We start from the raw sequence: 23,589 nt of genomic DNA, 5'->3' as shown, positions 1-23,589 counted from the left end.
GTGGAGTGCCCACACAGATTGTCTGATAAATTGTTAAAGAGCAGTGCCGAGAAACTCATCGGCGCGGGCTGCGTATATTACGCTTTTCACCCGGAGAGTCAAGCGTTTATTTCGCTTTCTTCTCGCTGACCCGGCGGCTTGTCAGTCGTTGTTCCCGGTCAGTGGAGGCGCATTATAGGGAGTTCTCGGCAGGCCGCAACCCCTAAATGCAAAAAACTTTTCAAGCGCGGATTTTTTCGGCAAAAGAGCGAAAAAGCGGCGAATTTATGTCACTTTTTCAGGCAAACAGCCATAAAAGCTGGCGATCACTGGAGTAAAATAGAAGAAACGAAGTCAGTAAGGATCCGCAGCCATGCCATTAAATGCACAACAACAGGCCGCCCAACGCAATCTTTCTTATCTGCTTGCAGAGAAACTCGGCCAACAAATTCTGGCAGGCGATTATCAGGCCGGCAGCATCCTGCCCGGTGAAATGGAACTGGGCGAGCAATTCGGCGTCAGCCGCACCGCGGTGCGCGAAGCGGTAAAGATGTTAGCCGCCAAAGGCATGTTGTTGCCGCGCCCGCGCATTGGCACCCGCGTGATGCCGCAAAGCCAATGGAATTTCCTCGATCAGGATTTACTGACCTGGTGGATGACGCGGGAAAACTTCGATCAGGTGATGCAACACTTCCTTATATTGCGCACTTCGTTGGAACCGCAGGCCTGCGCGTTGGCGGCAGACCACGCCAGCCCACAGCAAACCAAACTGCTGGCGGAACTGATGGCGGAGATGCGCGCGCTGCATACCCAGTTTGATCGCGAGCGCTGGATCCAGGTCGATACCCAATTCCACCAGCTCATCTACGAGGCCAGCGGTAATCCGTTCCTGACCTCGTTCGCTAACCTGTTCAGTTCGGTGTATCAGAGTTACTTCCGCGCCATTACAGGCAATGAAGTGATCAAGCTGCGCCACCATCAGGCTATCGTCGATGCGATACTCGCCGGAGACAGCGCAGGTGCTCTCGTCGCCTGCCAAGTTTTGCTGAAAGAGAAAGACTAGACACGCTCCCCGCTTATAGATAGAAGAAAGAGATGAGGGAGAGACGACCATTTAACCAGGACCGACCATGACCCAATCCGCGCGCAGTATGGCAGGACTCCCGTGGATCGCCGCAATGGCGTTCTTTATGCAGGCGCTGGACGCCACCATCCTCAACACGGCGCTGCCGGCGATCGCCCACAGCCTGGGGCACTCGCCGCTGGCGATGCAATCTGCCGTCATCAGCTATACGCTGACGGTGGCGATGCTGATCCCGGTCAGCGGTTGGCTGGCGGACCGCTTCGGCACCCGCCGCGTGTTCATCTTCGCCGTCACGTTATTCACCCTCGGTTCGCTGTTGTGCGCCCTCTCCCCCACGTTGAGCGTACTGGTTGCCTCTCGCGTGCTGCAGGGCATCGGCGGCGCGATGATGATGCCGGTCGCGCGACTGGCGCTGCTGCGCGCCTACCCGCGCAGCGAACTGCTGCCGGTGCTGAACTTCGTCACCATGCCCGGCCTGGTCGGGCCGATTCTGGGGCCGCTGCTGGGCGGCTGGCTGGTGACCTACGCCACCTGGCATTGGATTTTCCTGATCAATATCCCTATCGGCCTGCTCGGCATCTTCTATGCGCGCAAATACATGCCGGACTTCACCACGCCCAAGCGCCGCTTCGATTTTCTGGGTTTTATGCTATTCGGGCTGAGCCTGGTGCTGATCTCCACCGGGCTGGAACTGTTTGGCGAGCGGGTGCTGGCGAGCTACGTTTCGCTGGGCATTCTGCTCAGCGGCTTCGTGATGCTGTTCGGCTACATCGCGCACGCCCGCCGTCATCCTCAGCCGCTGATCGGCCTCGACCTGTTCAAAACCCGCACCTTCTCGGTCGGCATCGCCGGCAACGTCGCGTCCAGATTGGGCACCGGCTGCGTGCCGTTTTTGATGCCGCTCATGCTGCAGGTGGGATTCGGCTACACGGCGATCGTCGCCGGCTGCATGATGGCGCCGACCGCCATTGGCTCGCTGATGGCGAAATCCACCGTCACTCAGGTGTTGCGCTGGTTCGGCTACCGTAAAACGCTGGTCGGCATCACCGTTATCATCGGAGCGCTGATCGCGCAGTTCGCCCTGCAGAGCCCAGGCATGCCGCTGTGGCTGATGATCCTGCCGCTGTTCGTACTGGGCATGGCGATGTCCACCCAGTTCACCGCCATGAATACCATCAGCCTGGCGGATTTGAACGACGCCAACGCCAGCGCCGGCAACAGCGTCCTGGCGGTCACCCAACAGCTGTCCATCAGTTTCGGCGTAGCGATCAGCGCGGCGGTGCTGCGTTTTTACGAATCCCTGTCGTTAGGCACGATGATCGACCACTTCCATTACACCTTTATCACCATGGGGATCGTCACCGTGGCGTCGGCGCTGGTATTTATGTTGCTGAGAAGGAAAGATGGCCGCAACTTGATCAGCGGCCAGGAAAGCAAGAAAGAAGCGAAGGCGGCCAGTTAACGGCGGCCCACCGAGGCGCGTTCCACCAGCTCGGGCGTCAGCACCAGCACCTGGGGCGCGCGCTCCGGGTTTTGCAGGCGGTTGATCAGCGCATCGATCGCCAGCTCGCCCAGCGAATCCTTCGGTTGATGAATGGTGCTCAGCGGCGGCGCCAGATAACGCGCCAGTTCAATGTCATCGTACCCCATCACCGCCATATCCTGCGGCACGGAAAGCCCGGCCTGATACAGCGCCTGATAAACGCCTACCGCCACCGCGTCGTTGCCGGCGAACACCGCATGCGGCGGCTCTTCCAGCGCCAGCAGTTGGCGCATGGCGGTCACGCCGCCTTCAAACTCAAAGTCGCAATGCACTTCATACCCTGGCGGGATCGGTAATCCGGCGCGCCGCATCGCATTGCGATAGCCTTCCAGCCGGTGACGAGCGGTGGTTTTATCCTGCGGGCCGGCGATGCAGGCGATCTTGCGGTAGCCGCGAGCGATCAGATGATCGGTCGCCATCTCGCCGCCCAGCAGCGAGTTATCCTGAATAATGTCGTTCGCGCCCTCGAACGGCGCCCAGTCCATCATCACGATCGGCAATGACGGGTAGCGACTCAGGGCATCCTGAGATGGCCGGTGATTTTCGGTGCACATCAACAGCAAACCGTCGACGCGCTTTTGCAGCAGCGTCTCCATACTGCGGTTCATGCGCGCGGCGTCTTCTTCGGTATTGCACAGGATCAGACTGTAGCCGCGTTCATAGCAGCTGCGCTCCACGCCGCGCACCACTTCAGCATAAAACGGGTTGTTGCTGGCGGTCACCAGCATGCCGATGGTGCGGGTCTGATTGAGCTTCAGGCTGCGCGCCAGCGCAGAAGGCGCATAGTTCAACTGTTCCACGGCCGCCATGACCTTGTCGCGCACGCTGTCGCTGACAAAGCGATTGTTGTTGACCACATGCGAAACGGTAGAGGTTGAAACGCCCGCCAGGCGGGCGACATCTTTCATGGTGGCCAAAGGATCACCCCTGTTGCTGCAAGAAAGCGTCGATCTCTTCACGCCACGGCACCGAAGGCTGCGCGCCGGGGCGGGTGACGGCGATCGCCGCCGCCGCATGGGCGAAACGCACCGCGTCGGCCATGATCTTACCTTCCAACAGAGCAGTGACCAGCGCGCCGTTAAAGGTATCGCCGGCGGCGATGGTATCCACCGCTTGCACTTTGAAGCCGGGCACCCGTTTGCCGTTGCCGTTGCCGTTTTCGCTCAGCCACACGCCGCGGCTGCCGAGGGTGATGATCACCGTCGCGATGCCTTTGTCGTGCAGCGCCTGCGCCGCGCGCGCCGCATCGGCGTCGCTGTCCACAGCGATGCCGGTCAGGCGCTGCGCTTCGGTTTCATTCGGGGTGATCATATCAATCATCCCCAGCAGCTCGTCCGGCAGCTCGCGCGCCGGGGCCGGGTTGAGGATCACCTGCGTTTGATGTTGCTTGGCCAAGCGGGCGGCGGCGATCACCGTCTCCAGCGGCGACTCCAGCTGCATCAGCAGGGCGTCGGCGTCGATGACTTTTTGCCGGTAGCGCGCCAGGTAATCCGGCGTCACCGCGGCGTTGGCGCCGGCATTGATGCCGATCACGTTCTCGCCTTCGGCGTTGACGAAGATCAGCGCCACGCCGGTGGTGCTGTCGGCGATGGCTTCAATCGGTTGGGTATCAATGCGATCGCTCGCCAGCTGCCGGCGGACACGCTCGCCGATATCGTCGGCGCCCACGCAGGCGATAAAGGCGATCTCCGCCCCACTGCGCCCGGCCGCCACCGCCTGATTCGCGCCCTTGCCGCCAAACGCCACCTTATACTGCTTCCCGATCACCGTTTCGCCCGGGTGGGGGAATTGTTCAATATTGAGGATATGGTCGGCATTGATGCTGCCCAGAACCACCAGCTTACCTGTTTCCATCGCATTGATTCCTGAATTGCGCGCCATCGTAAACGCCCCGTCCCGATGGCGCTGGTATGACTTACTGAGTGACCAGTTTCAAATCGACCGGAATGGTCGCCGGCACTTTTTCGCCTTTCAGCACTTTATCGGCGGTTTCCACGCCTATCACGCCAATCTGATCGGGACGCTGCGCCACGGTCGCCGCCAGCTTGCCGCCTTCAACCGCTTTCACGCCGTCGGCGGTGCCGTCGAAGCCTACCACGATCACGTCGGTTTTACCGGCGGTTTGCAGCGCACGCAGCGCGCCCAGCGCCATTTCATCGTTCTGGGCAAATACCGCCTGCACATCCGGGTGAGCGGTCAGCAGGTTCTGCATCACGTTCAGGCCCTTGGTGCGGTCGAAATCGGCCGGCTGGCTGGCCAGCAGCTTGAATTTATTCTGATCCAGCGACTGTTTGAAGCCTTCGCCGCGTTCACGCGCGGCGGAGGTGCCGGCAATGCCTTCCAGCTGAATCACCTTGGCGTCGGCGCCCGCTTTCTTGGCGATGAAGTCGCCGGCCATTTTGCCGCCCACGCGGTTATCCGAAGCGATATGGCTCACCACGTCACCCTTGCTCGCCACGCGGTCCAGCGTGATGACCGGGATCTTAGCCTGGTTGGCCATCTTGATGGCGTTGCCCACCGCATCGGAGTCGGTCGGGTTGATCAACAGCAGCTTAGGCGCCCGCACCATCAGATCCTGCACGTTGGCCAGCTCTTTCGCCGGGTTGTTTTGGGAATCCAGCACCACCAGGTTATAACCCAGCTTGTTGGCCTCTTGCTGCGCCCCATCCTTCATCGAGACGAAGAACGGGTTGTTGAGGGTGGACACCACCAGCGCGATGGTGTCTTTGGCCATGGCATTGGCGCTCAGGGTGGCGCTCAACGCGATGGCGGAAGCTAAGGTTGCCAGTTTTTTCATTTTCATCATCGTGATTCCTGTAGGGGGAGGTTACTTGTTGCTTTTGTTATCTACCAGAACCGCCAGCAGTATCACCACTGCCTTCACGATCATTTGGTAGTAGGAAGAAACACCCAGTAAATTCAGGCCGTTGTTCAGAAAACCGAGGATCAGCGCCCCGATCAGCGTGCCGACGATGCGTCCCTTGCCGCCGGCCAGGCTGGTGCCGCCCAGCACCACGGCGGCGATGGCGTCCAGCTCATAGCCGGTGCCGGCGGTCGGCTGCGCCGACGAGAGGCGCGCCACTTCGATCACCCCCGCCAGCGCCGCCAGCAGGCCGCACAGCGAATAGACGATAATTTTCACTTTATCGACGCTGATACCGGACAGGCGTGTCGCCGCTTCATTGCCGCCCAGGGCATAAATATAGCGGCCCAGGCGCGTATGGTGCAGCATATACCAGGCGGCGATGAACACGATCGCCATGATCCAGATCGGCGTAGGCACACCCAGCGGACGGCCGATGCCGAACCAACCGAAGGTGTCGGCCACGTCGGTGAAACCGGTATTGATCGGGCTGCCGTTGGTGTACACCATGGTGACGCCGCGCAGCAGCAGCATCATCACCAGCGTAGCGATAAAGGCTTGCACCTTGCCTTTGGCGACGATCACCCCGGTGCAGGCGCCAATCGCGGCGCCCAGCGCCAAGGCCGCCGCCACCGCCACCAGCGCGTTGACTTCAAAGCCGACGATCGACGCCGCCACCGCGCCGGTCAGGGCCAGCAGCGATCCCACCGACAGATCGATGCCGGAAGTGAGGATCACCAGCGTCATCCCCACCGCCATGATGGCGTTGACCGAGGTCTGCTGCAGAATATTGAACAGGTTGTTCAGGGTGAAGAAGTTCGGGCTCATGGAAGAGACCACGGCGATCAGCACCAGCAGCGCAATCAACGACTTCTGCTCTAACAGCCACTCTTTACTGAACCAGCGCTTAGCTGCGATAGTCTGGGAACTCATATCTGATTACTCCTGCTTTACGCCGTATTGCTTGCCGACGGCTGCCGCCATCAACGCTTCCTGGGTGGCCTGTTCAATCGGGAACTCGCCGCTGAGATGCCCTTCGTGCATCACCAGAATGCGATCGCTCATGCCCATCACCTCCGGCATTTCCGAAGACACCAAAATGATGCTCAGCCCTTCCTGCTTGAACTGGTTGATTAACTGATAGATCTCTTTTTTCGCCCCGACATCGACGCCGCGCGTCGGCTCATCGAGGATCAGCACCTTCGGCCGGGTCATCAGGCCGCGGGCGATCGCCACTTTCTGCTGATTACCGCCGGAAAGCAGACCTATCGGCTGCTCCATCGACGGCGTTTTGATATTGAACAGGCGGATGAAGTCCCCCACCGCCTGCCGCTCGTCGGCCTGTTTCAGGCTGCCGTCGGCGCGGCTGAAGTAGCGCAGCGCGGTCAGAGACATGTTTTCCTTTACCGACATGCCCAGCACCAGGCCGTCGCGCTTACGGTCTTCCGAGATATAGACGATGCCGTTCGCCAATCCATCCTGCGGCGAATGGGTGACTACCTCGCGGCCGTCGAGGTTGACGGTGCCGGCCTTGCGCGGCGCGGCGCCGTACAGAATCTTCATCAATTCGGTGCGCCCGGCGCCCATCAAGCCGGCCACGCCGAGGATCTCACCGCGATACAGCGTAAAGCTGACGTCTTCAACGCCGGGTCCGGAAAGATGACTGACTTCCAGCCGCTTTTCCCCGCGCGGTAAATCAAGGCGCGGGTATTGTTCTTCCAGCTTGCGACCGACCATCATTTCAATCAGCGAATCTTCCTGCAGCTCGCTCACCGGCCGCTCGGCGATGAACTGCCCGTCGCGAAATACCGTCACGTCGTCGCAGATTTCAAAGATCTCTTTCAGACGGTGCGAGATATAGACGATGCCGCGCCCTTCGGCCTTCAGCTCGTTGATCACCTTGAACAGCGAGGCGGTTTCGGTGTCGGTCAGCGCATCGGTCGGTTCGTCCATGATGATCACTTTCGATTCGAAGCTCAGCACCTTGGCAATCTCCACCATCTGCTGATCGCCAATCGACAGTTCGCCCACCAGCCGGTGGCTGCTGTAGCGCAGGTTGAGGCGCGCCAGCAAGCGATCGGCCTCGGCGTACATGCGCTTCCAGTCAATGCGGCCGAAACGGTTGACGAACTCGCGGCCGAGGAAGATGTTTTCCGCAATCGTCAGCTGCGGGATCAGGTTCAGCTCCTGATGGATAATGCCGATGCCCGCTTCCTGCGAATCTTTAGGCCCGTTGAACGCCACCTCTTTACCGAGAAAATACTGACTGCCGGCGTCTTTCTGATAGATGCCGGTCAGCACTTTCATCATGGTGGACTTCCCGGCGCCGTTTTCCCCCACCAGCGCCATCACCTTGCCGGGATAAACGCTGAGAGCGGCGCCGGAAAGCGCCTTCACGCCGGGAAAGGCTTTATCAATCCCTTTCAGTTGCAGTAAAGGTTGCATAAACGCCTCAGAAAGTTACGCCGGCGCACAGGATCACGTTCGCGTAAGGCGAACACTCCCCGCTGCGGATCACCGCCCGGCTGTGCTCGGTTTGCGCTTTAAACGCCTGATGGCTGATATAACGCACGCCGATGGTATTGCCCTGGCGTTGGCCCAGTGCGGTCAGTTCAGCCAACAATGCCTCGTGGAGCGACGGATTTTGTTTCACGATTTCTTCCGCCAGGATGGCGCTTTCTACCTGCATCTCTTGCGTGACCGCCGCGAACACCTGCATGAAGGTCGGCACGCCCTGCGTCAGCGCCAGATCGATGCGCTGCGTCGCCGCCGGTATCGGCAAACCCGCATCGCACAAGGTGAGCTGATCGGTATGCCCCAGCCGGGCAATCACGGCAGACACGTCGGAATTCAGTAATACGCCTTTTTTCATCTTCTCACTCCGCTAGCGAAACGTTTCGCTCTCTGGAGGAGTGTAAAAAAACGGCAGGGGAAGGCAACCCGGACAATGCAGAAGTGTGATCGTCATCGAAACGTTTCGTTCGCGCACGGAGAAAGCGCAAACAAAAGGGGCTCAGCCTAGCTGAGCCCCTGTCAGGCGGGTTAGATCTCGACCTGCGTGCCGAGCTCGATGACCCGGTTCGGCGGGATTTCGAACTGATCCGGCGCGCGCAGCGCATTGCGGCTCAGAGCAACGAACAGTTTGCCGCGCAGGTAGAGGTACCATGGCCGCTTGGTGAGGATCAGCGATTCATGGGACATGAAGAACGACGTCTCCGACATGCGGCACGGCAACCCTTCCAGCCCGCAGCGGTGGAACACTTCCTCCACATTCGGCGTTTCGCGCCAGCCGTAGCTGGCCACCACCCGCCAGAAGGTCGGCGACAGCTGCTCGATGGTCACCCGGCGCACGTTGTGCACGTAAGGCGCATCCTCGGTGCGCAGCGTCAGCAGCACCACGCGTTCATGCAGCACTTTGTTGTGCTTCAGGTTATGCAGCAGCGCAAAAGGAATGACGTTGGTGGCGCGCGACAGGAAGACCGCGGTACCCGGCACCCGCACCGGCGGCGATTTCTCCAGCGAGGCGATCATCGCCTCCAGCGAGTTGCCGTGCTCATGCAGACGGCGCAACAGGCGGAAACGCTCGCTCTTCCAGGTAGTCATAATGATGAACATCACCAGCGCCAGGGTCAGCGGCAGCCAGCCGCCGGAGAACAGCTTCAGGGCGTTGGCGGAGAACATCGGCACGTCGATGATCAGCAAGATGGTTACGATGCCGATCGCCAGGAAGCGGTTCCAGTGCCAGTTATTAATCGCCACCGAAGTGACCAGTATGCTGGTCAGCACCATGGTGCCGGTAACGGCGATGCCGTACGCCGCCGCCAGGTTGCTGGAGTGTTCGAAGCCGATGATCACCAGCACCACCGAGATATACAGCGTCCAGTTGATCACCGGAATGTAGATCTGGCCGGATTCCATTTCCGAGGTGTGAATGATGCGCATCGGCGACAAATACCCCAGGCGCACCGCCTGGCGAGTCAGCGAGAAGACGCCGGAAATCACCGCCTGCGAGGCGATGACCGTTGCCAGGGTTGCCAGAATCAGCAGCGGGATCAGCGCCCAGTCGGGCGCCAGCAGGAAGAATGGGTTTTTGATCGCTTCAGGGTTTTTCAGCAGCAACGCCCCCTGGCCGAAGTAGTTGAGCACCAGCGAAGGCAGCACCACGGTGAACCAGGCCAGGCGGATCGGGAACTTGCCGAAGTGCCCCATGTCGGCATACAGCGCCTCAACGCCGGTGATCGACAGCACCACCGCCCCCAGCGCGAAGAAAGACACCTTCTTATATTCCATAAAGAAGTTGAGCGCCCATTTGGGATTCAGCGCCTGCAGCACTTCCGGGTTCGAAATGATGCTGCGCGCGCCCAGCACCGCCAACACGATGAACCACAACAGCATTACCGGGGCGAACAGCTTGCCGACGCTGCCGGTGCCGTGTTTTTGGATAACGAACAGCAGGGTCAGCACCAGAATCGAGAGCGGCACGATATAGGCGTCGAGCGCAGGCGCGGCGATTTCCAACCCCTCTATCGCCGACATCACCGAGATCGCCGGGGTGATCACCACCTCGCCATAGAAGAAGCTGCCGCCGATCAGGCCCAGTATCACCAGCACTGCGGTGGTGCGCGCCGAGGTATTGCGCCCGGCCAGCGACATCAGCGTCAAAATGCCGCCTTCGCCGGCGTTGTCCGCCCGCATCACGTAGGTGAGATATTTGAGGGAAACTATCACGATCAGCATCCAGAAAATCAGCGACAGGAAGCCGAAAACCACGTCTGGACGAACATCGAAGCCGTAATGGCCGGAGAAACACTCTCTCAACGTATAGAGAGGACTGGTGCCGATATCACCGTAGACCACGCCGATGGCAGCCAGGGTTACCGCCGATAGGGACTGCTTATGCTCTGCGCTCATAATTCGTTTCTTTATCAGAACATCCGTTAGCGATGCATCCGCATCAGGCAAAATACGGGCTCAAAGATCCGTCACGCCCACCAGAAAGCCGCACAGTATGCACCATTTATACGGCTTGCCTACCCTTATATCAGAGCCGAAAAATAAACAAAATGTGAACCGGATATCCGACTCAACTGAGAAAATTTTTACTAATCAATAAGCTATACCATTAAAAATAATGGTGGTTTATCATCGAATTATCGACCAAGATTGGCTAACTCTCGGACAATACGACGATTATATGACGCCATCATCCCTTCTGGCAGAACGAATTTCCCGCCTCAGCAGCGCGCTGGAGAGCGGCCTTTATGAGCGGCAAGAGGCGATCCGCCTGTGCCTGCTGGCGGCGCTGAGCGGCGAAAGCGTATTCTTGCTCGGCCCGCCCGGCATCGCCAAGAGCCTGATCGCGCGCCGGCTGAAGTTTGCCTTCCGCAACGCTCGCTCTTTTGAATACCTGATGACGCGCTTTTCCACGCCGGAAGAGGTCTTCGGCCCGCTCTCGATTCAGGCGCTGAAAGATGAAGGGCGCTATCAACGCCTGACCGCCGGCTATCTGCCAGAAGCGGAGATCGTGTTTCTGGACGAGATCTGGAAGGCCGGCCCGGCGATCCTCAACACCCTGCTGACGGCGATCAATGAACGGCGTTTTCGCAACGGCAACAGCGAAGAACCGATCCCGCTGCGCCTGCTGGTCACCGCTTCCAACGAACTGCCCGAAGCGGACAACAGCCTCGAAGCCCTGTATGACCGCATGCTGATTCGCCTGTGGCTGGACAAGGTGCAGGATAAACAGAATTTCCGCTCGCTGCTGGTCAACCGCCAGAGCGAAAGCCAAAACCCGGTGCCGGCGGCGCTGAGCGTCAGCGACGAAGAGTTTCTGCAGTGGCAGCCGCAGATCGATAAGGTGGCGCTGCCGGAAGCCTGCTTTGAGCTGATTTTCCAACTGCGCCAGCGGCTGGACGCGCTGGAACAGGCGCCGTACGTCTCCGATCGGCGCTGGAAGAAAGCCCTGCGCCTGCTGCAGGCCTGCGCCTTCTTCAGCGGGCGCGACGCCATCGCCCCGCTCGATCTGATGCTGTTGAAAGACTGCCTGTGGCACGATCTCACCTCGCTGAAGCTGCTGCAACAGCAGATCGATCAACTGCTGACCGAATCGGCCTATCAGCAGCAGTCGATGTTGATCCAACTGCAACAGATCCATACCCGCTGGATGCAGGACCAGCAGCAACAAAGCGACCGACAGGCCATCAGCCTGGTGAAAAAAGGCGGGATGTTCAGCCGCAAACCGCAATACGCACCGGCCACACCGTTCGCCGGCGGCACCCTCACCCTGCTGCTGCAAAAACCGCTGCAGCTGCATGACATTCAGGTCAATCATCTGAGCATCGAAAGCAGCGCGCTGGACACCTGGCTGCAAAAAGGCGGCGACGTGCGCGCCAAGCTGAACGGCATCGGCTTCGCGCAGCCGATCGATTTAGACGTCGATGACCAACTGCACCTGACGGTGTTGGACGTCAGCCGCCAGCCGTCGCTGCTGGCGCTGCCGGGCAAACAGGCTACCGCTACGCCGCAGGCGCTGCTGGATGAAATGGACGCATTGGCCCAGCGCCTGGCGGAACAGCGCCGCGCCTTCAGCCAACATCAGCCCTGCCTGTTCACGTCCGCCGCCGGTCTGGCCAAGATCGAAGCCAGTTTGCTGCAGGTCGCGGAACAGGTTAAACAGCAACAGCAGCAAATGCGCGGCCAGTAACCATGCTCAGTCTGGAGACGCTCGATCTGCTGCTGGCGATCACCGAAGGCGAGATGATCGAGGAGATGATCGTCGGCATGCTGGCCGCGCCGCAGCTGTCGGTATTCTTTAAAAAGTTTCCGGCCCTACGGCGGGCGCTGGATCGCGATCTGCCGCGCTGGAAGCTGCAGCTAAAGGAGCGTTTGCAGGAGGCCATGGTGCCGCCGGCGTTGGCGCAGGAATTTTACCGCTACCAACAGTGCCAGCTGGAGAACAATACCCAGTTCTATCACAACCTCAACGACACGATGGAGCTGCTGCGCCAGCTGGTTTCCCCGTTTTATGAACAGGCGCGCGCGCTGGTGGACGCCGCCGATCTGCCCAATCATCCGTTGGACGACAGTTTTCAAACGCTGTTTCTGCAGCGCTGGCGCATCAGCCTAACGCTGCAGGCCACCATGCTGCACCACCAGTTGCTGGAACAAGAGCGTGAGCAGCTGATGGCGGAACTGCAGGAACGCCTGGCGCTGAGCGGCGCGCTGGAACCGCTGCTGTCGGAAAACGACACCGCCGCCGGCAGGCTGTGGGACATGAGCAAAGGCCAGCTGCAGCGCGGCGATTACCAGCGGCTGGTGGAGTACGGCAACTTTTTGCAGCAGCAGCCGGAGCTGAAAAAGCTGGCGCAACAGCTGGGCCGCAGCTATCAGGCCAAAGCGGTGCAGCAACAGGACGCGCAGCCGGAGCCGTTCAGGGTTATGGTGCAGGTGCCGGCCACGCTGCCGGAAGAAGTGAGCGGCATTCATCAAAGCGACGACATTCTGCGCCTGCTGCCGCCGGAGCTGGCGACGCTGGGGATTGAAGAGCTGGAATTCGAGTTTTATCGCCGCCTGCTGGAAAAGCGACTGCTGAGCTACCGCCTGCAGGGCGACGTCTGGCAGGAACAGATCCTGATCCGTCAGGTCACCCACCAGCAGCAGGATCAGCAGCCGCGCGGGCCGTTTATCGTCTGCGTGGACACCTCAGGATCGATGGGCGGCTTCAACGAACAGTGCGCCAAGGCGTTCTGTCTGGCGCTGCTGCGCATTGCGCTGGCGGACAACCGCCGCTGCTACATCATGCTGTTCGCCAACCAGATCGTACATTACGAACTCACCGCCGCCAGCGGCATTGAGCAGGCAGTGCGTTTTCTCGGCCAGCAGTTTCGCGGCGGCACCGATCTGGCGGCCTGCCTGAACGCCACCGTCACCAAAATGGCGGAGAGCGGCTGGTTCGATGCCGATGCGGTGATCATTTCTGATTTTATCGCCCAGCGGTTGCCGGAGGAGGTAATAAAGAAGGTGAAACAGCAGCAGCAAAGCCACCAGCAGCGTTTCCACGCGGTGGCGATGTCCGCCTACGGCAAACCCGGCATCATGCGCATCTTCGATCACATCTGGCGCTTCGATACCGGGTTGAAAAGCCGGTTGATGCGCCGCTGGCGGCGCTAGGCGGAATCAGAGCAGGCCTTCAACCGCGCCGCGCACTTCCGGTGACCACACGCCGCACTGCACCTGGCCGATATGCGACAGCTGCAACAGCAACATCACCAAACGCGACTGACCGATGCCGCCGCCGATGGTCTGCGGCATATCGCCGCGCAGCAACGACTGATGCCATTCCAGCTTCATGCGATCTTCATCGCCGGTCAGCGCCAACTGATGTTTCAGCGCCGTGGCGTCGACGCGGATGCCCATGGAAGAAAGCTCGAAAGCGTCCTGCAGCACCGGGTTCCACACCACGATATCGCCATTCAGGCCCGCCAGGCCATCCGCCGTCGGCGTGGTCCAGTCATCATAATCCGGCGCACGCACATCGTGCGATTTGCCGTGCGACAGCTTGCCGCCGATGCCGATCAGGAACACCGCGCCCAATTCTTTGGCGATCGCCCGCTCACGCCCTTTGGCGTCCAGATCCGGATAGCGCTGCAGCAGGGTTTCGCTGTGCACGAAGTGGATCTGTTCCGGCAGGAACGGGGTCAGGCCATGCTCACGGCTGACTTCCGCTTCCGTCGCCTTGATCGCGGCGTAAATGCTGCGCACGGTACTTTTCAGATAGTCCAGACCGCGCTCACCGTCGCCCATCACCCGCTCCCAGTCCCACTGATCGACGTACACCGAGTGGATTGGCGTCAGGCGGTCTTCATCCGGGCGCAGCGCCTTCATATGGGTATACAGGCCTTCGCCGGCACCGAAATCGTAGCTGCCCAGGGTTTTGCGTTTCCATTTCGCCAGTGAGTGCACCACTTCGAAGGTGGCGTCCGGCAAAGTTTTGACTTTGACCTGCACCGCTTTCTCGCTGCCGGAGAGGTTATCCTGCGTGCCGTCGCCCAGGCGGCTAAGGATCGGGGCCTGCACTTCGATCAGACCGAGCTGCTGTTCCAGCTGGCGGGAGAAGAAGGATTTGACCTGGCTGATTTGTTGTTGTTTTTGGATAAACTGTTTTTTCATTGCCGTATCTCTTGTAAACCTGTCTCTGTTGCCATCGATTAAGCAACAAAACGATACGCCAATTCAATATCCGTTAATCAATATTGCCTTTTCACTTTTAATCGTTCATTTTTACCCGGACTGAATTCAACAATCGTTAATTAATGGGGGATTAAATGGCGGAAATTTATCAGATCGATAATCTCGATCGCGGCATCCTCAACGCCCTGATGGACAATGCGCGCACACCGTACGCCGAACTGGCGAAAAACTTCGCCGTCAGCCCCGGCACCATTCACGTGCGGGTGGAGAAGATGAAACAGGCCGGGATCATCACCGGCGCGCGTATCGACGTCAGTCCCAAACAGCTGGGCTACGACGTGTGCTGCTTTATCGGCATCATATTAAAGAGCGCCAAGGACTACCCTTCGGCACTGAAGAAGCTGGAAAGCCTGGAGGAAGTGGTGGAAGCCTATTACACCACCGGCCATTACAGCGTCTTTATTAAAGTGATGTGCCGCTCGATCGACGCGTTGCAACAGGTACTTATCAACAAGATCCAGACCATCGACGAGATCCAGTCCACCGAAACGCTGATCTCGCTGCAGAACCCCATTATGCGCACCATCGTGCCGTAACCCGCCAAATTGCATACCCACATTATCCACAGGTAGATCCCAGCCGATTCACAGCGTACAATGCAGCCACTTTGAGTGAGAAGGTTGGGATCGTTGGTTCATGGCAGACATTACTCTGATCAGTGGCAGTACGCTTGGCAGCGCCGAATACGTGGCTGAACATTTGGCTGAAAAGCTGGAAGACGCCGGCTTCTCTACCGAGATGCTGCACGGCCCTGAACTGGATGAACTGCCGTTGAACGGCCGCTGGCTGGTGGTCTCTTCCACGCACGGTGCCGGCGAACTGCCGGATAACCTTCAGCCGCTGTTGGAACAGATCGCTGAGCAGCAGCCGGATCTTTCCGAGGTGCAGTTCGGCGCCGTCGGTTTAGGCAGTTCGGAATACGACACCTTCTGCGGTGCGATCAAACAGATCGACGATCTATTGATCGCCAGAGGCGCTAAAAGGATCGGCGATCGTCTCGAGATCGACGTGACCGAGCATGAAATTCCCGAGGATCCGGCCGAGGAATGGGTAAAAAACTGGATTAATTTACTCTAATTCGTCTAAAGATCGCGCGAACGATTGTGGATAACTAAGCTTAAAAGCAGGGTAAAAGCCGTAGTTATCCCAATAACAACCGTAGTGCGCTTTTTGTCCTGTGTATAACAAGCCTTTTAGATCCCAGCTTATCTGCGTCGGGATCACCGATCATTCACAGCAAACGATCCTCCTTAATCTGCTGATCTTCATCGTGAATAGTCACTTATCCACAGAGGATCGCGATCCTAATAAGAGATCTAATAAAGAGATCTTTAAATAAAAAAGATCTTCTTTTAATTACCGACGATCCTGACCACTTGGTCGATCGTCTAAACTTGAGTAGAATCCCCGACCCCAGGGCAAATACGATCGTTCGCAATACGGCGAGGTGCAGTTCCATGTTTTATCCAGATCAATTTGACGTCATCATCATCGGTGGTGGCCATGCAGGTACCGAGGCCGCCATGGCCGCGGCGCGCATGGGACGTCAGACTTTATTATTGACACACAATATCGATACGCTGGGGCAGATGTCCTGTAACCCGGCGATTGGCGGTATTGGTAAAGGGCATCTGGTTAAGGAAATTGATGCGCTCGGCGGCTTGATGGCGACAGCGATCGACCACGCCGGCATCCAGTTTAGGATACTAAACGCCAGCAAAGGCCCAGCCGTTCGCGCCACACGCGCTCAGGCGGATCGCGTGTTGTATCGCCAGGCTATCCGTACCGCGTTGGAGAACCAGCCCAATCTGATGATCTTCCAACAGCCGGTTGAGGATCTGATCGTCGAAAACGATCGCGTCGTGGGCGCCGTCACCCAAATGGGCCTGAAATTCCGCGCCAAAGCGGTGGTATTGACCGTAGGCACCTTCCTGGACGGCAAGATCCATATCGGCCTGGAAAATTACAGCGGCGGCCGCGCCGGGGATCCGCCTTCGATCTCGCTGTCTCAGCGTTTGCGTGAACTGCCGCTGCGCGTCAACCGCTTGAAAACCGGGACACCGCCGCGCATCGACGCCCGCACTATCGATTTCAGCGTACTGGCGCCGCAACACGGCGATACGCCGGTGCCGGTATTCTCGTTCCTGGGCGATGCCAGCCAGCATCCGGAACAAATGGCGTGCTATATCACCCATACCAATGAAAAAACCCATGACGTGATCCGCAATAACCTCGATCGCAGCCCGATGTATGCCGGGATCATCGAAGGGATCGGCCCACGTTACTGTCCGTCGATCGAAGACAAGGTCATGCGCTTTGCCGATCGCAACGCGCACCAGATCTTCCTCGAGCCGGAAGGCCTGACCAGCAATGAGATTTACCCTAACGGGATCTCCACCAGCCTGCCGTTCGATGTGCAGATGCAGATCGTCCGTTCGATGGAAGGAATGCAAAACGCGCGTATTATTCGCCCTGGTTATGCTATCGAGTACGATTTCTTCGATCCGCGCGACCTGAAACCGACGCTGGAAAGCAAATTCATTCAGGGGCTGTTCTTTGCCGGTCAAATCAACGGCACCACCGGGTATGAAGAAGCCGCCGCACAGGGGCTGCTGGCCGGTCTGAACGCCGGTCGCTTCGCCGCCGAGCAAGAAGGCTGGGCGCCACGTCGCGATCAGGCTTATCTCGGCGTGCTGGTGGACGACCTCAGCACCCTCGGCACCAAAGAACCGTACCGCATGTTTACCTCACGCGCCGAGTATCGTCTGATGCTGCGCGAAGACAACGCCGATCTCCGCCTGACGGAAAAAGGCCGTGAACTTGGCCTGGTGGACGACGTGCGTTGGGCGCGCTACAGCGAGAAGCTGGAGCGGATCGAACGTGAACGTCAGCGCCTGCGCGACATCTGGATGCACCCGCACGCCGAGAACGTCGAACAGGTCAATGCGTTGCTGAAAGCGCCGTTGTCACGCGAAGCAAACGGCGAAGAGCTGCTGCGCCGTCCGGAAATGGACTACGCGCAATTGACCGCCACCGAGGCCTTCGCGCCGCCGTTGGACGATGTACAAGCCGCCGAGCAGGTTGAGATCCAGGTCAAATACGAAGGCTACATCGCTCGTCAGCAGGAAGAGATCGAAAAACAGCAGCGCAACGAGAACACCGTGTTGCCGTTGGACCTCGACTACCGTCAGGTTTCGGGGTTGTCGAACGAAGTGATCGCCAAACTGAACGATCACAAACCGAACTCCATCGGCCAGGCTTCACGCATCTCCGGCATTACGCCGGCGGCGATCTCGATTTTGCTGATTTGGCTGAAAAAGCAGGGGCTGCTGCGCCGCAGCGCATAAATCCCGCATCCAGGCGGCCGTTTGCTCAACCCGTAGCCAAACGGCCGCTGACATCACTTGCGCGCTGAATTATCATAGGCGCCTCATTCGCCAGCTAACCATCCGCTGGTCGTTCAGCGCCTGCCAGAGGATCCGTTGTGCAAAAAAAATTAGACTCGCTGCTCGCGGCAGCAGGCATTGAGCTGCCCGATCAGCAGAAACAGCAGCTGCTGGGCTATGTCGGCATGCTGGATAAGTGGAACAAGGCTTATAACCTCACGTCGGTGCGCGATCCGCAGCAAATGCTGGTGCGCCACATCCTCGACAGCATCGTGGTCAACCCGCATCTGCAGGGATCGCGTTTTATCGATGTCGGCACCGGCCCCGGTTTACCGGGCATTCCGCTGGCGATCGTGCGTCCGGATGCGCATTTCACGCTGCTCGACAGCCTGGGCAAGCGCGTGCGTTTCCTGCGCCAGGTGCAGCATGAACTGGGCCTGAACAATATCGAGCCGGTTCAGAGCCGCGTTGAAGCGTTTCCGGCCGAGCCGCCGTTCGACGGCGTGATCAGCCGGGCGTTCGCTTCGCTGCAGGATATGCTGTCCTGGTGCCATCACCTGCCGGCGAAAGGGCAGGGGCGTTTTTACGCATTGAAAGGCATGCGCCCGGATGAAGAATTGGCGCACCTGCCGGAGGGCGTTAGCCTGGAGTCTATCGTGCGGTTGCAGGTGCCTGAACTGGAAGGCGAACGCCATCTGGTGGTGCTTAAGGCAAACTGAGTTTGTTTTTGATCAAACAAGCGTGAATTAACGGTAGTAAGGCGTGTAAAGGTAAGCAGGCTAATTAGTTGGTCGCTTTTTTTAGTTAATTTACTTTCTATTAACACAAAAAACGCGGCTAATTAGCGACAATAGAGTAATTGCAATTAGAAATAGTCACGTTAGCAATCATGTGCGAAAGATTGGCCTTTGCTGCTAATGTTAATTGGCTGTTGGAATATTGCCCCGTTGCTTGTCAATAAAAGGTTTTCATCGGGTATACGGATTGTTTTTGAACAGTTAACTGATAATGTTTTGATTTATATAATCTTTTGATCGCTCAAATTGCTAAAGACGGTTTGATTGTCCATCGGCTATAAATCAGTGAAGGGCATTATTGTGATCGGCTTCGCGTTTCTAAACGCAACGCTGGAATAATCAGACAATTAAATGCGCCCTATTATTCCGACCGTTTTCTTGTGAAAATAGGCTGGAATAGGGAAATTTAAATAATTGTTCACCTTTTCGCTACTTATCGATTGAATTCGTTGGTATGCCCCGTATAATTTGCTCGTTTTTTGCTGCTTGACTCAGGACAGCAAAAACAGTTGTATACGTCACTCAGCATACCCCCTCTGGGGTACGGAGAGAACAAACGTCATGTCTGTGTCCCTATACAGCGGGAAAGTCGCACGCAAACTGCTGTTTTTGCAGTTAATGACTTTTGTTCTGATCAGCGTTGCTTTCTGGCTGAAAAGCCCGGAATGGAGCGCTTCGGCGTTGGCAGGCGGTCTCGCCGCCTGGTTGCCGAGTGCAATGTTTATGCTGTTTGCCTTGCGCCATCAGGCGCAAACGCCGGCGCCCGGTAGGGTTGCCTGGTCGTTCGCCATCGGCGAGGGGCTAAAGGTCGTGATCACCATCGTTTTGCTGATCGTGGCGCTGGGGGTGTTCAAGGCGGAGTTTATACCGCTTGGCCTGACCTATTTAGCGGTGTTAGTGGTGCAGATAGTGGCACCGGCCGTGATTAACAGTTACCGAACTTAACTAAATAAGGGTAAGAGGCATCATGTCTGCAGGAGAAGTCTTGACTCCACAGGAGTATATCGGTCACCACCTGACGCAGCTTCAGGTCGGGACTGGGTTCTGGTCGATCAACATCGACTCGATGTTTTTCTCCGTCGTCCTCGGGGCGCTTTTCCTGGTGATCTTCCGCAAAGTGGCCAAAAACGCCACCAGCGGCGTGCCGGGTAAACTGCAAACCGCCGTGGAGCTGGTAGTCGGTTTCGTCGACAGCAGCGTGCGCGACATGTACCACGGCAAGAGCAAGGTGATTGCGCCGCTGGCGCTGACCGTGTTCGTCTGGGTGTTCCTGATGAACCTGATGGACTTGCTGCCCATCGACTTCCTGCCTTACGTTGGCGAACACATCCTCGGCCTGCCTGCGCTGCGCGTCGTGCCTACCGCCGATGTGAACGTCACACTGTCGATGGCGCTGGGCGTGTTTATCCTGATTCTGTTCTATAGCATCAAAATGAAAGGCGTTGGCGGGTTCGTTAAAGAGTTGACCATGCAGCCGTTCAACCACCCTGTATTCATTCCTATCAACCTGATTCTTGAAGGTGTCAGCCTGCTGTCCAAACCTGTTTCACTGGGTCTGCGACTGTTCGGCAACATGTATGCGGGTGAGTTGATCTTCATCCTGATTGCCGGCCTGTTGCCGTGGTGGTCACAGTGGGTCCTGAGCTTGCCTTGGGCTATCTTCCACATCCTGATCATTACGCTTCAAGCCTTTATTTTCATGGTTCTGACGATCGTCTATCTGTCGATGGCATCTGAAGAGCACTGATTTTCTTAAAACACTTGCACTTTTAAACTGAAACAAACTGGAGACTGTCATGGAAAACCTGAGTATGGATCTGCTGTACATGGCTGCCGCTGTGATGATGGGTTTAGCGGCAATCGGTGCTGCGATCGGTATCGGCATCCTGGGTGGTAAATTCTTGGAAGGCGCTGCTCGTCAGCCTGACCTGATTCCTCTGCTGCGTACACAGTTCTTTATCGTTATGGGTCTGGTCGACGCCATCCCGATGATCGCTGTAGGTCTGGGTCTGTACGTGATGTTCGCCGTCGCGTAAGTAGAGCAACCCTCTACGACGTAACCAAACTATTAACTTTTAAAGAGGCATTGTGCTGTGAATCTTAACGCAACAATCCTCGGCCAGGCCATCGCGTTCGTTCTGTTTGTCTGGTTCTGCATGAAGTACGTATGGCCGCCGATCATGGCTGCCATCGAGAAACGTCAGAAAGAAATCGCTGACGGCCTCGCTTCTGCAGAGCGTGCCAAAAAAGATCTGGACTTAGCGCAAGCCAATGCGACCGACCAGCTGAAAACTGCCAAAGCAGAAGCTCAGGTGATCATCGAGCAAGCGAACAAACGCAAAGCTCAGATCATGGATGAAGCGAAAGCCGAAGCCGAGCAGGAACGTAACAAAATCGTGGCGCAGGCTCAGGCTGAGATCGAAGCCGAACGTAAGCGCGCTCGTGAAGAGTTGCGTAAGCAAGTCGCGATGCTGGCAATTGCCGGCGCCGAGAAGATCATCGAACGTTCCGTGGATGAAGCTGCTAACAGCGACATCGTTGATAAACTGGTCGCTGAACTGTAAGGAGGGAGGGGCTGATGTCTGAATTTGTAACTGTAGCTCGCCCCTACGCCAAAGCAGCTTTTGACTTTGCCGTTGAGCACCAAAGCGTAGAGCGCTGGCAGGACATGCTGGCGTTTGCGGCTGAAGTCACTCGCAATGAACAGATTTCTGAACTGCTGTCTGGCGCGGTTGCGCCAGAAACGCTGTCCAAGACGTTCATCGCGGTTTGTGGCGATCGGCTCGACGAACATGGCCAGAACTTTATCCGTGTAATGGCCGAAAATGGACGTTTACTGGTTCTTCCTGCCGTGCTGCAGCAGTTCATCGAACTGCGCGCCTCGCTGGAATCCACCGTCGAAGTCGAAGTGCTCTCTGCGAGCGCGCTGAGCGACGAACAGCAGGCGAAAATCGCCGCTGCGATGGAAAAACGTCTGTCACGCAAAGTTAAGCTGAATTGCAAAATTGACAAGTCTGTACTGGCCGGCATCGTTGTTCGCGCCGGCGATATGGTGATTGATGGCAGCGTTCGCGGTCGTCTTGAACGCCTGACAGACGTCTTGCAGTCTTAAGGGGACTGGAGCATGCAACTGAATTCCACCGAAATCAGCGAACTGATCAAGCAGCGCATTGCTCAGTTCAATGTAGTGAGCGAAGCTCACAATGAAGGTACTATCGTTTCCGTCAGCGACGGGATCATCCGCGTACACGGCCTGGCCGAAGTTATGCAGGGCGAAATGATCGCGCTGCCTGGCAACCGTTACGCAATCGCATTGAACCTGGAGCGCGACTCCGTTGGTGCCGTGGTCATGGGTCCGTACGCGGATCTGGCCGAAGGCATGAAGGTTAAATGCACCGGCCGTATCCTGGAAGTTCCAGTCGGTCGTGGTCTGCTGGGCCGCGTCGTTAACACCCTGGGCGCGCCAATCGACGGCAAAGGCCCGATTGAAAACGACGGTTTCTCTCCGGTAGAAGCTATCGCCCCAGGCGTTATCGAGCGTCAGTCCGTTGATCAGCCGGTTCAGACTGGCTACAAATCCGTTGACGCCATGATTCCAATCGGCCGCGGCCAGCGTGAGCTGGTGATCGGTGACCGTCAGACCGGTAAAACCGCGCTGGCGATCGATGCGATCATCAACCAACGCGACTCCGGCATCAAATGTGTTTACGTGGCTATCGGCCAGAAAGCGTCCACCATCGCTAACGTGGTGCGCAAACTGGAAGAGCACGGCGCACTGGCCAACACCATCGTGGTGGTGGCGACCGCTTCCGAATCCGCTGCACTGCAATACCTGGCGCCATACGCCGGTTGCGCAATGGGCGAATACTTCCGTGACCGCGGTGAAGATGCGCTGATCGTGTACGATGACCTGTCCAAGCAGGCCGTTGCTTACCGCCAGATTTCCCTGCTGCTTCGTCGTCCGCCAGGTCGTGAAGCTTACCCAGGCGACGTATTCTACCTGCACTCCCGCTTGCTGGAGCGTGCAGCGCGCGTTAACGCCGAGTACGTTGAAGCCTTCACCAAAGGTGAAGTTAAAGGTAAAACCGGTTCACTGACCGCTCTGCCGATCATTGAAACCCAGGCGGGTGACGTTTCCGCGTTCGTTCCGACCAACGTAATCTCGATTACCGATGGTCAGATCTTCCTGGAATCCAACCTGTTCAACTCCGGTATTCGTCCGGCAGTTAACCCGGGTATCTCCGTATCCCGTGTTGGTGGCGCCGCGCAGACCAAGATCATGAAGAAACTGTCCGGTGGTATCCGTACCGCGCTGGCGCAGTATCGTGAACTGGCTGCGTTCTCCCAGTTCGCCTCCGATCTGGACGACGCGACCCGCAAACAGCTGAGCCACGGTCAGAAAGTGACCGAGCTGCTGAAACAGAAACAGTATGCGCCGATGTCGGTTGCACAACAGTCTCTGGTGCTGTTTGCCGCAGAACGCGGTTACCTGAACGACGTCGAAGTCGCCAAAGTGGTGAGCTTCGAAGCCGCGCTGGTGGCCTATGCGGACCGCGAGCACGCCGAACTGCTGAACCACATCAACCAAACTGGCAACTTCAATGATGAGATCGAGGGCAAGTTGAAAAACGTCCTCGAGACCTTCAAGAAAACCCAGTCCTGGTAACGCCGAGCGGTCCTGCTGTTGA

22 protein-coding genes are annotated in these 23,589 nt (G+C 57.8%); 14 read left to right on the top strand and 8 right to left on the bottom strand.

Going from position 1 to position 23,589, the window contains the following annotated elements; translation table 11 throughout:
- Window positions 1–352 precede the first annotated feature (352 nt).
- Entirely contained in the window at window positions 353–1,042 is a 690-nt protein-coding gene (locus tag ACJ8IP_RS19935) for a FadR/GntR family transcriptional regulator (RefSeq protein WP_033652336.1), read from the top strand.
- Between the two features lie 67 nt (window positions 1,043–1,109).
- Window positions 1,110–2,525: a multidrug transporter subunit MdtD gene (gene mdtD, locus ACJ8IP_RS19930; protein WP_033645165.1), complete on the top strand. Its 1,416-nt coding sequence runs from the start codon at window positions 1,110–1,112 to the stop codon at window positions 2,523–2,525.
- On the opposite strand, the gene rbsR is transcribed toward mdtD, so the two are convergent.
- The 7 genes from rbsR to kup all read right to left on the bottom strand — a co-directional run bounded on the left by rbsR (window position 2,522) and on the right by kup (window position 10,380).
- On the bottom strand, window positions 2,522–3,523 hold the full coding sequence (gene rbsR / locus ACJ8IP_RS19925; protein WP_042785608.1) for a ribose operon transcriptional repressor RbsR: 1,002 nt from the start codon (window positions 3,521–3,523) through the stop codon (window positions 2,522–2,524). The genes mdtD and rbsR overlap by 4 nt on opposite strands.
- A gap of 4 nt (window positions 3,524–3,527) precedes the next feature.
- A complete protein-coding gene (rbsK, locus tag ACJ8IP_RS19920; protein ID WP_442524500.1) occupies window positions 3,528–4,460 on the bottom strand; it encodes a ribokinase in 933 nt (310 codons plus the stop codon).
- 61 nt (window positions 4,461–4,521) lie between these two features.
- Complete coding sequence (rbsB, locus tag ACJ8IP_RS19915) at window positions 4,522–5,409, bottom strand: ribose ABC transporter substrate-binding protein RbsB (RefSeq protein ID WP_025304729.1); 888 nt, start codon at window positions 5,407–5,409, stop codon at window positions 4,522–4,524.
- Window positions 5,410–5,433: 24 nt separating this feature from the next.
- The gene (gene rbsC, locus ACJ8IP_RS19910) at window positions 5,434–6,402 is read right to left on the bottom strand and encodes a ribose ABC transporter permease (protein WP_033652333.1); all 969 of its coding nucleotides are present in this window, start codon (window positions 6,400–6,402) and stop codon (window positions 5,434–5,436) included.
- A gap of 6 nt (window positions 6,403–6,408) precedes the next feature.
- Entirely contained in the window at window positions 6,409–7,914 is a 1,506-nt protein-coding gene (gene rbsA, locus ACJ8IP_RS19905) for a ribose ABC transporter ATP-binding protein RbsA (RefSeq protein WP_033652332.1), read from the bottom strand.
- 7 nt (window positions 7,915–7,921) lie between these two features.
- The gene (gene rbsD / locus ACJ8IP_RS19900) at window positions 7,922–8,341 is read right to left on the bottom strand and encodes a D-ribose pyranase (protein ID WP_033645162.1); all 420 of its coding nucleotides are present in this window, start codon (window positions 8,339–8,341) and stop codon (window positions 7,922–7,924) included.
- Between the two features lie 170 nt (window positions 8,342–8,511).
- Window positions 8,512–10,380, bottom strand: coding sequence for a low affinity potassium transporter Kup (kup, locus tag ACJ8IP_RS19895; RefSeq protein ID WP_015379467.1), 1,869 nt, complete (start codon window positions 10,378–10,380; stop codon window positions 8,512–8,514).
- Between the two features lie 283 nt (window positions 10,381–10,663).
- Between kup and ravA the strand changes: the two genes are divergently transcribed.
- A complete protein-coding gene (gene ravA, locus ACJ8IP_RS19890; protein ID WP_122004632.1) occupies window positions 10,664–12,172 on the top strand; it encodes an ATPase RavA in 1,509 nt (502 codons plus the stop codon).
- A 2-nt stretch (window positions 12,173–12,174) separates the two neighbouring features.
- The gene (gene viaA, locus ACJ8IP_RS19885; protein ID WP_004933781.1) at window positions 12,175–13,638 is read left to right on the top strand and encodes an ATPase RavA stimulator ViaA; all 1,464 of its coding nucleotides are present in this window, start codon (window positions 12,175–12,177) and stop codon (window positions 13,636–13,638) included.
- A 6-nt stretch (window positions 13,639–13,644) separates the two neighbouring features.
- Here viaA and asnA read toward each other — a convergent pair whose 3' ends face one another.
- Window positions 13,645–14,637 carry an aspartate--ammonia ligase gene (asnA, locus tag ACJ8IP_RS19880; RefSeq protein WP_033652329.1) on the bottom strand — a complete coding sequence of 331 codons (993 nt, stop codon included), beginning with the start codon at window positions 14,635–14,637 and terminating at the stop codon, window positions 13,645–13,647.
- Window positions 14,638–14,792: 155 nt separating this feature from the next.
- Between asnA and asnC the strand changes: the two genes are divergently transcribed.
- From asnC to atpA, 10 genes are all read left to right on the top strand, one after another.
- Complete coding sequence (gene asnC / locus ACJ8IP_RS19875; RefSeq protein ID WP_004933786.1) at window positions 14,793–15,254, top strand: transcriptional regulator AsnC; 462 nt, start codon at window positions 14,793–14,795, stop codon at window positions 15,252–15,254.
- 100 nt (window positions 15,255–15,354) lie between these two features.
- Window positions 15,355–15,795 carry an FMN-binding protein MioC gene (mioC, locus tag ACJ8IP_RS19870; protein WP_015379470.1) on the top strand — a complete coding sequence of 147 codons (441 nt, stop codon included), beginning with the start codon at window positions 15,355–15,357 and terminating at the stop codon, window positions 15,793–15,795.
- Window positions 15,796–16,175: 380 nt separating this feature from the next.
- Entirely contained in the window at window positions 16,176–18,065 is a 1,890-nt protein-coding gene (mnmG, locus tag ACJ8IP_RS19865; protein WP_033645158.1) for a tRNA uridine-5-carboxymethylaminomethyl(34) synthesis enzyme MnmG, read from the top strand.
- A 137-nt stretch (window positions 18,066–18,202) separates the two neighbouring features.
- The gene (rsmG, locus tag ACJ8IP_RS19860; RefSeq protein WP_060660120.1) at window positions 18,203–18,823 is read left to right on the top strand and encodes a 16S rRNA (guanine(527)-N(7))-methyltransferase RsmG; all 621 of its coding nucleotides are present in this window, start codon (window positions 18,203–18,205) and stop codon (window positions 18,821–18,823) included.
- Between the two features lie 639 nt (window positions 18,824–19,462).
- Window positions 19,463–19,846: a F0F1 ATP synthase subunit I gene (gene atpI, locus ACJ8IP_RS19855; RefSeq protein WP_004933796.1), complete on the top strand. Its 384-nt coding sequence runs from the start codon at window positions 19,463–19,465 to the stop codon at window positions 19,844–19,846.
- Between the two features lie 22 nt (window positions 19,847–19,868).
- Window positions 19,869–20,648 (top strand): F0F1 ATP synthase subunit A, encoded by a 780-nt coding sequence (gene atpB, locus ACJ8IP_RS19850; RefSeq protein ID WP_015376132.1) that lies wholly within the window; start codon window positions 19,869–19,871, stop codon window positions 20,646–20,648.
- A 49-nt stretch (window positions 20,649–20,697) separates the two neighbouring features.
- Window positions 20,698–20,937, top strand: coding sequence for a F0F1 ATP synthase subunit C (gene atpE, locus ACJ8IP_RS19845; protein ID WP_004093904.1), 240 nt, complete (start codon window positions 20,698–20,700; stop codon window positions 20,935–20,937).
- A 57-nt stretch (window positions 20,938–20,994) separates the two neighbouring features.
- The gene (gene atpF / locus ACJ8IP_RS19840; protein ID WP_004933804.1) at window positions 20,995–21,465 is read left to right on the top strand and encodes a F0F1 ATP synthase subunit B; all 471 of its coding nucleotides are present in this window, start codon (window positions 20,995–20,997) and stop codon (window positions 21,463–21,465) included.
- A 14-nt stretch (window positions 21,466–21,479) separates the two neighbouring features.
- On the top strand, window positions 21,480–22,013 hold the full coding sequence (atpH, locus tag ACJ8IP_RS19835) for a F0F1 ATP synthase subunit delta (protein WP_025160298.1): 534 nt from the start codon (window positions 21,480–21,482) through the stop codon (window positions 22,011–22,013).
- 12 nt (window positions 22,014–22,025) lie between these two features.
- Entirely contained in the window at window positions 22,026–23,567 is a 1,542-nt protein-coding gene (gene atpA / locus ACJ8IP_RS19830) for a F0F1 ATP synthase subunit alpha (RefSeq protein ID WP_046687988.1), read from the top strand.
- Window positions 23,568–23,589 lie beyond the last annotated feature (22 nt).

Source organism: Serratia sp. CY52157 (assembly GCF_052168495.1).
Lineage (GTDB): Bacteria > Pseudomonadota > Gammaproteobacteria > Enterobacterales > Enterobacteriaceae > Serratia > Serratia ureilytica.
Note: the sequence above shows the minus strand (reverse complement) of the source record. Positions and strands in the feature narration are given on the sequence as shown.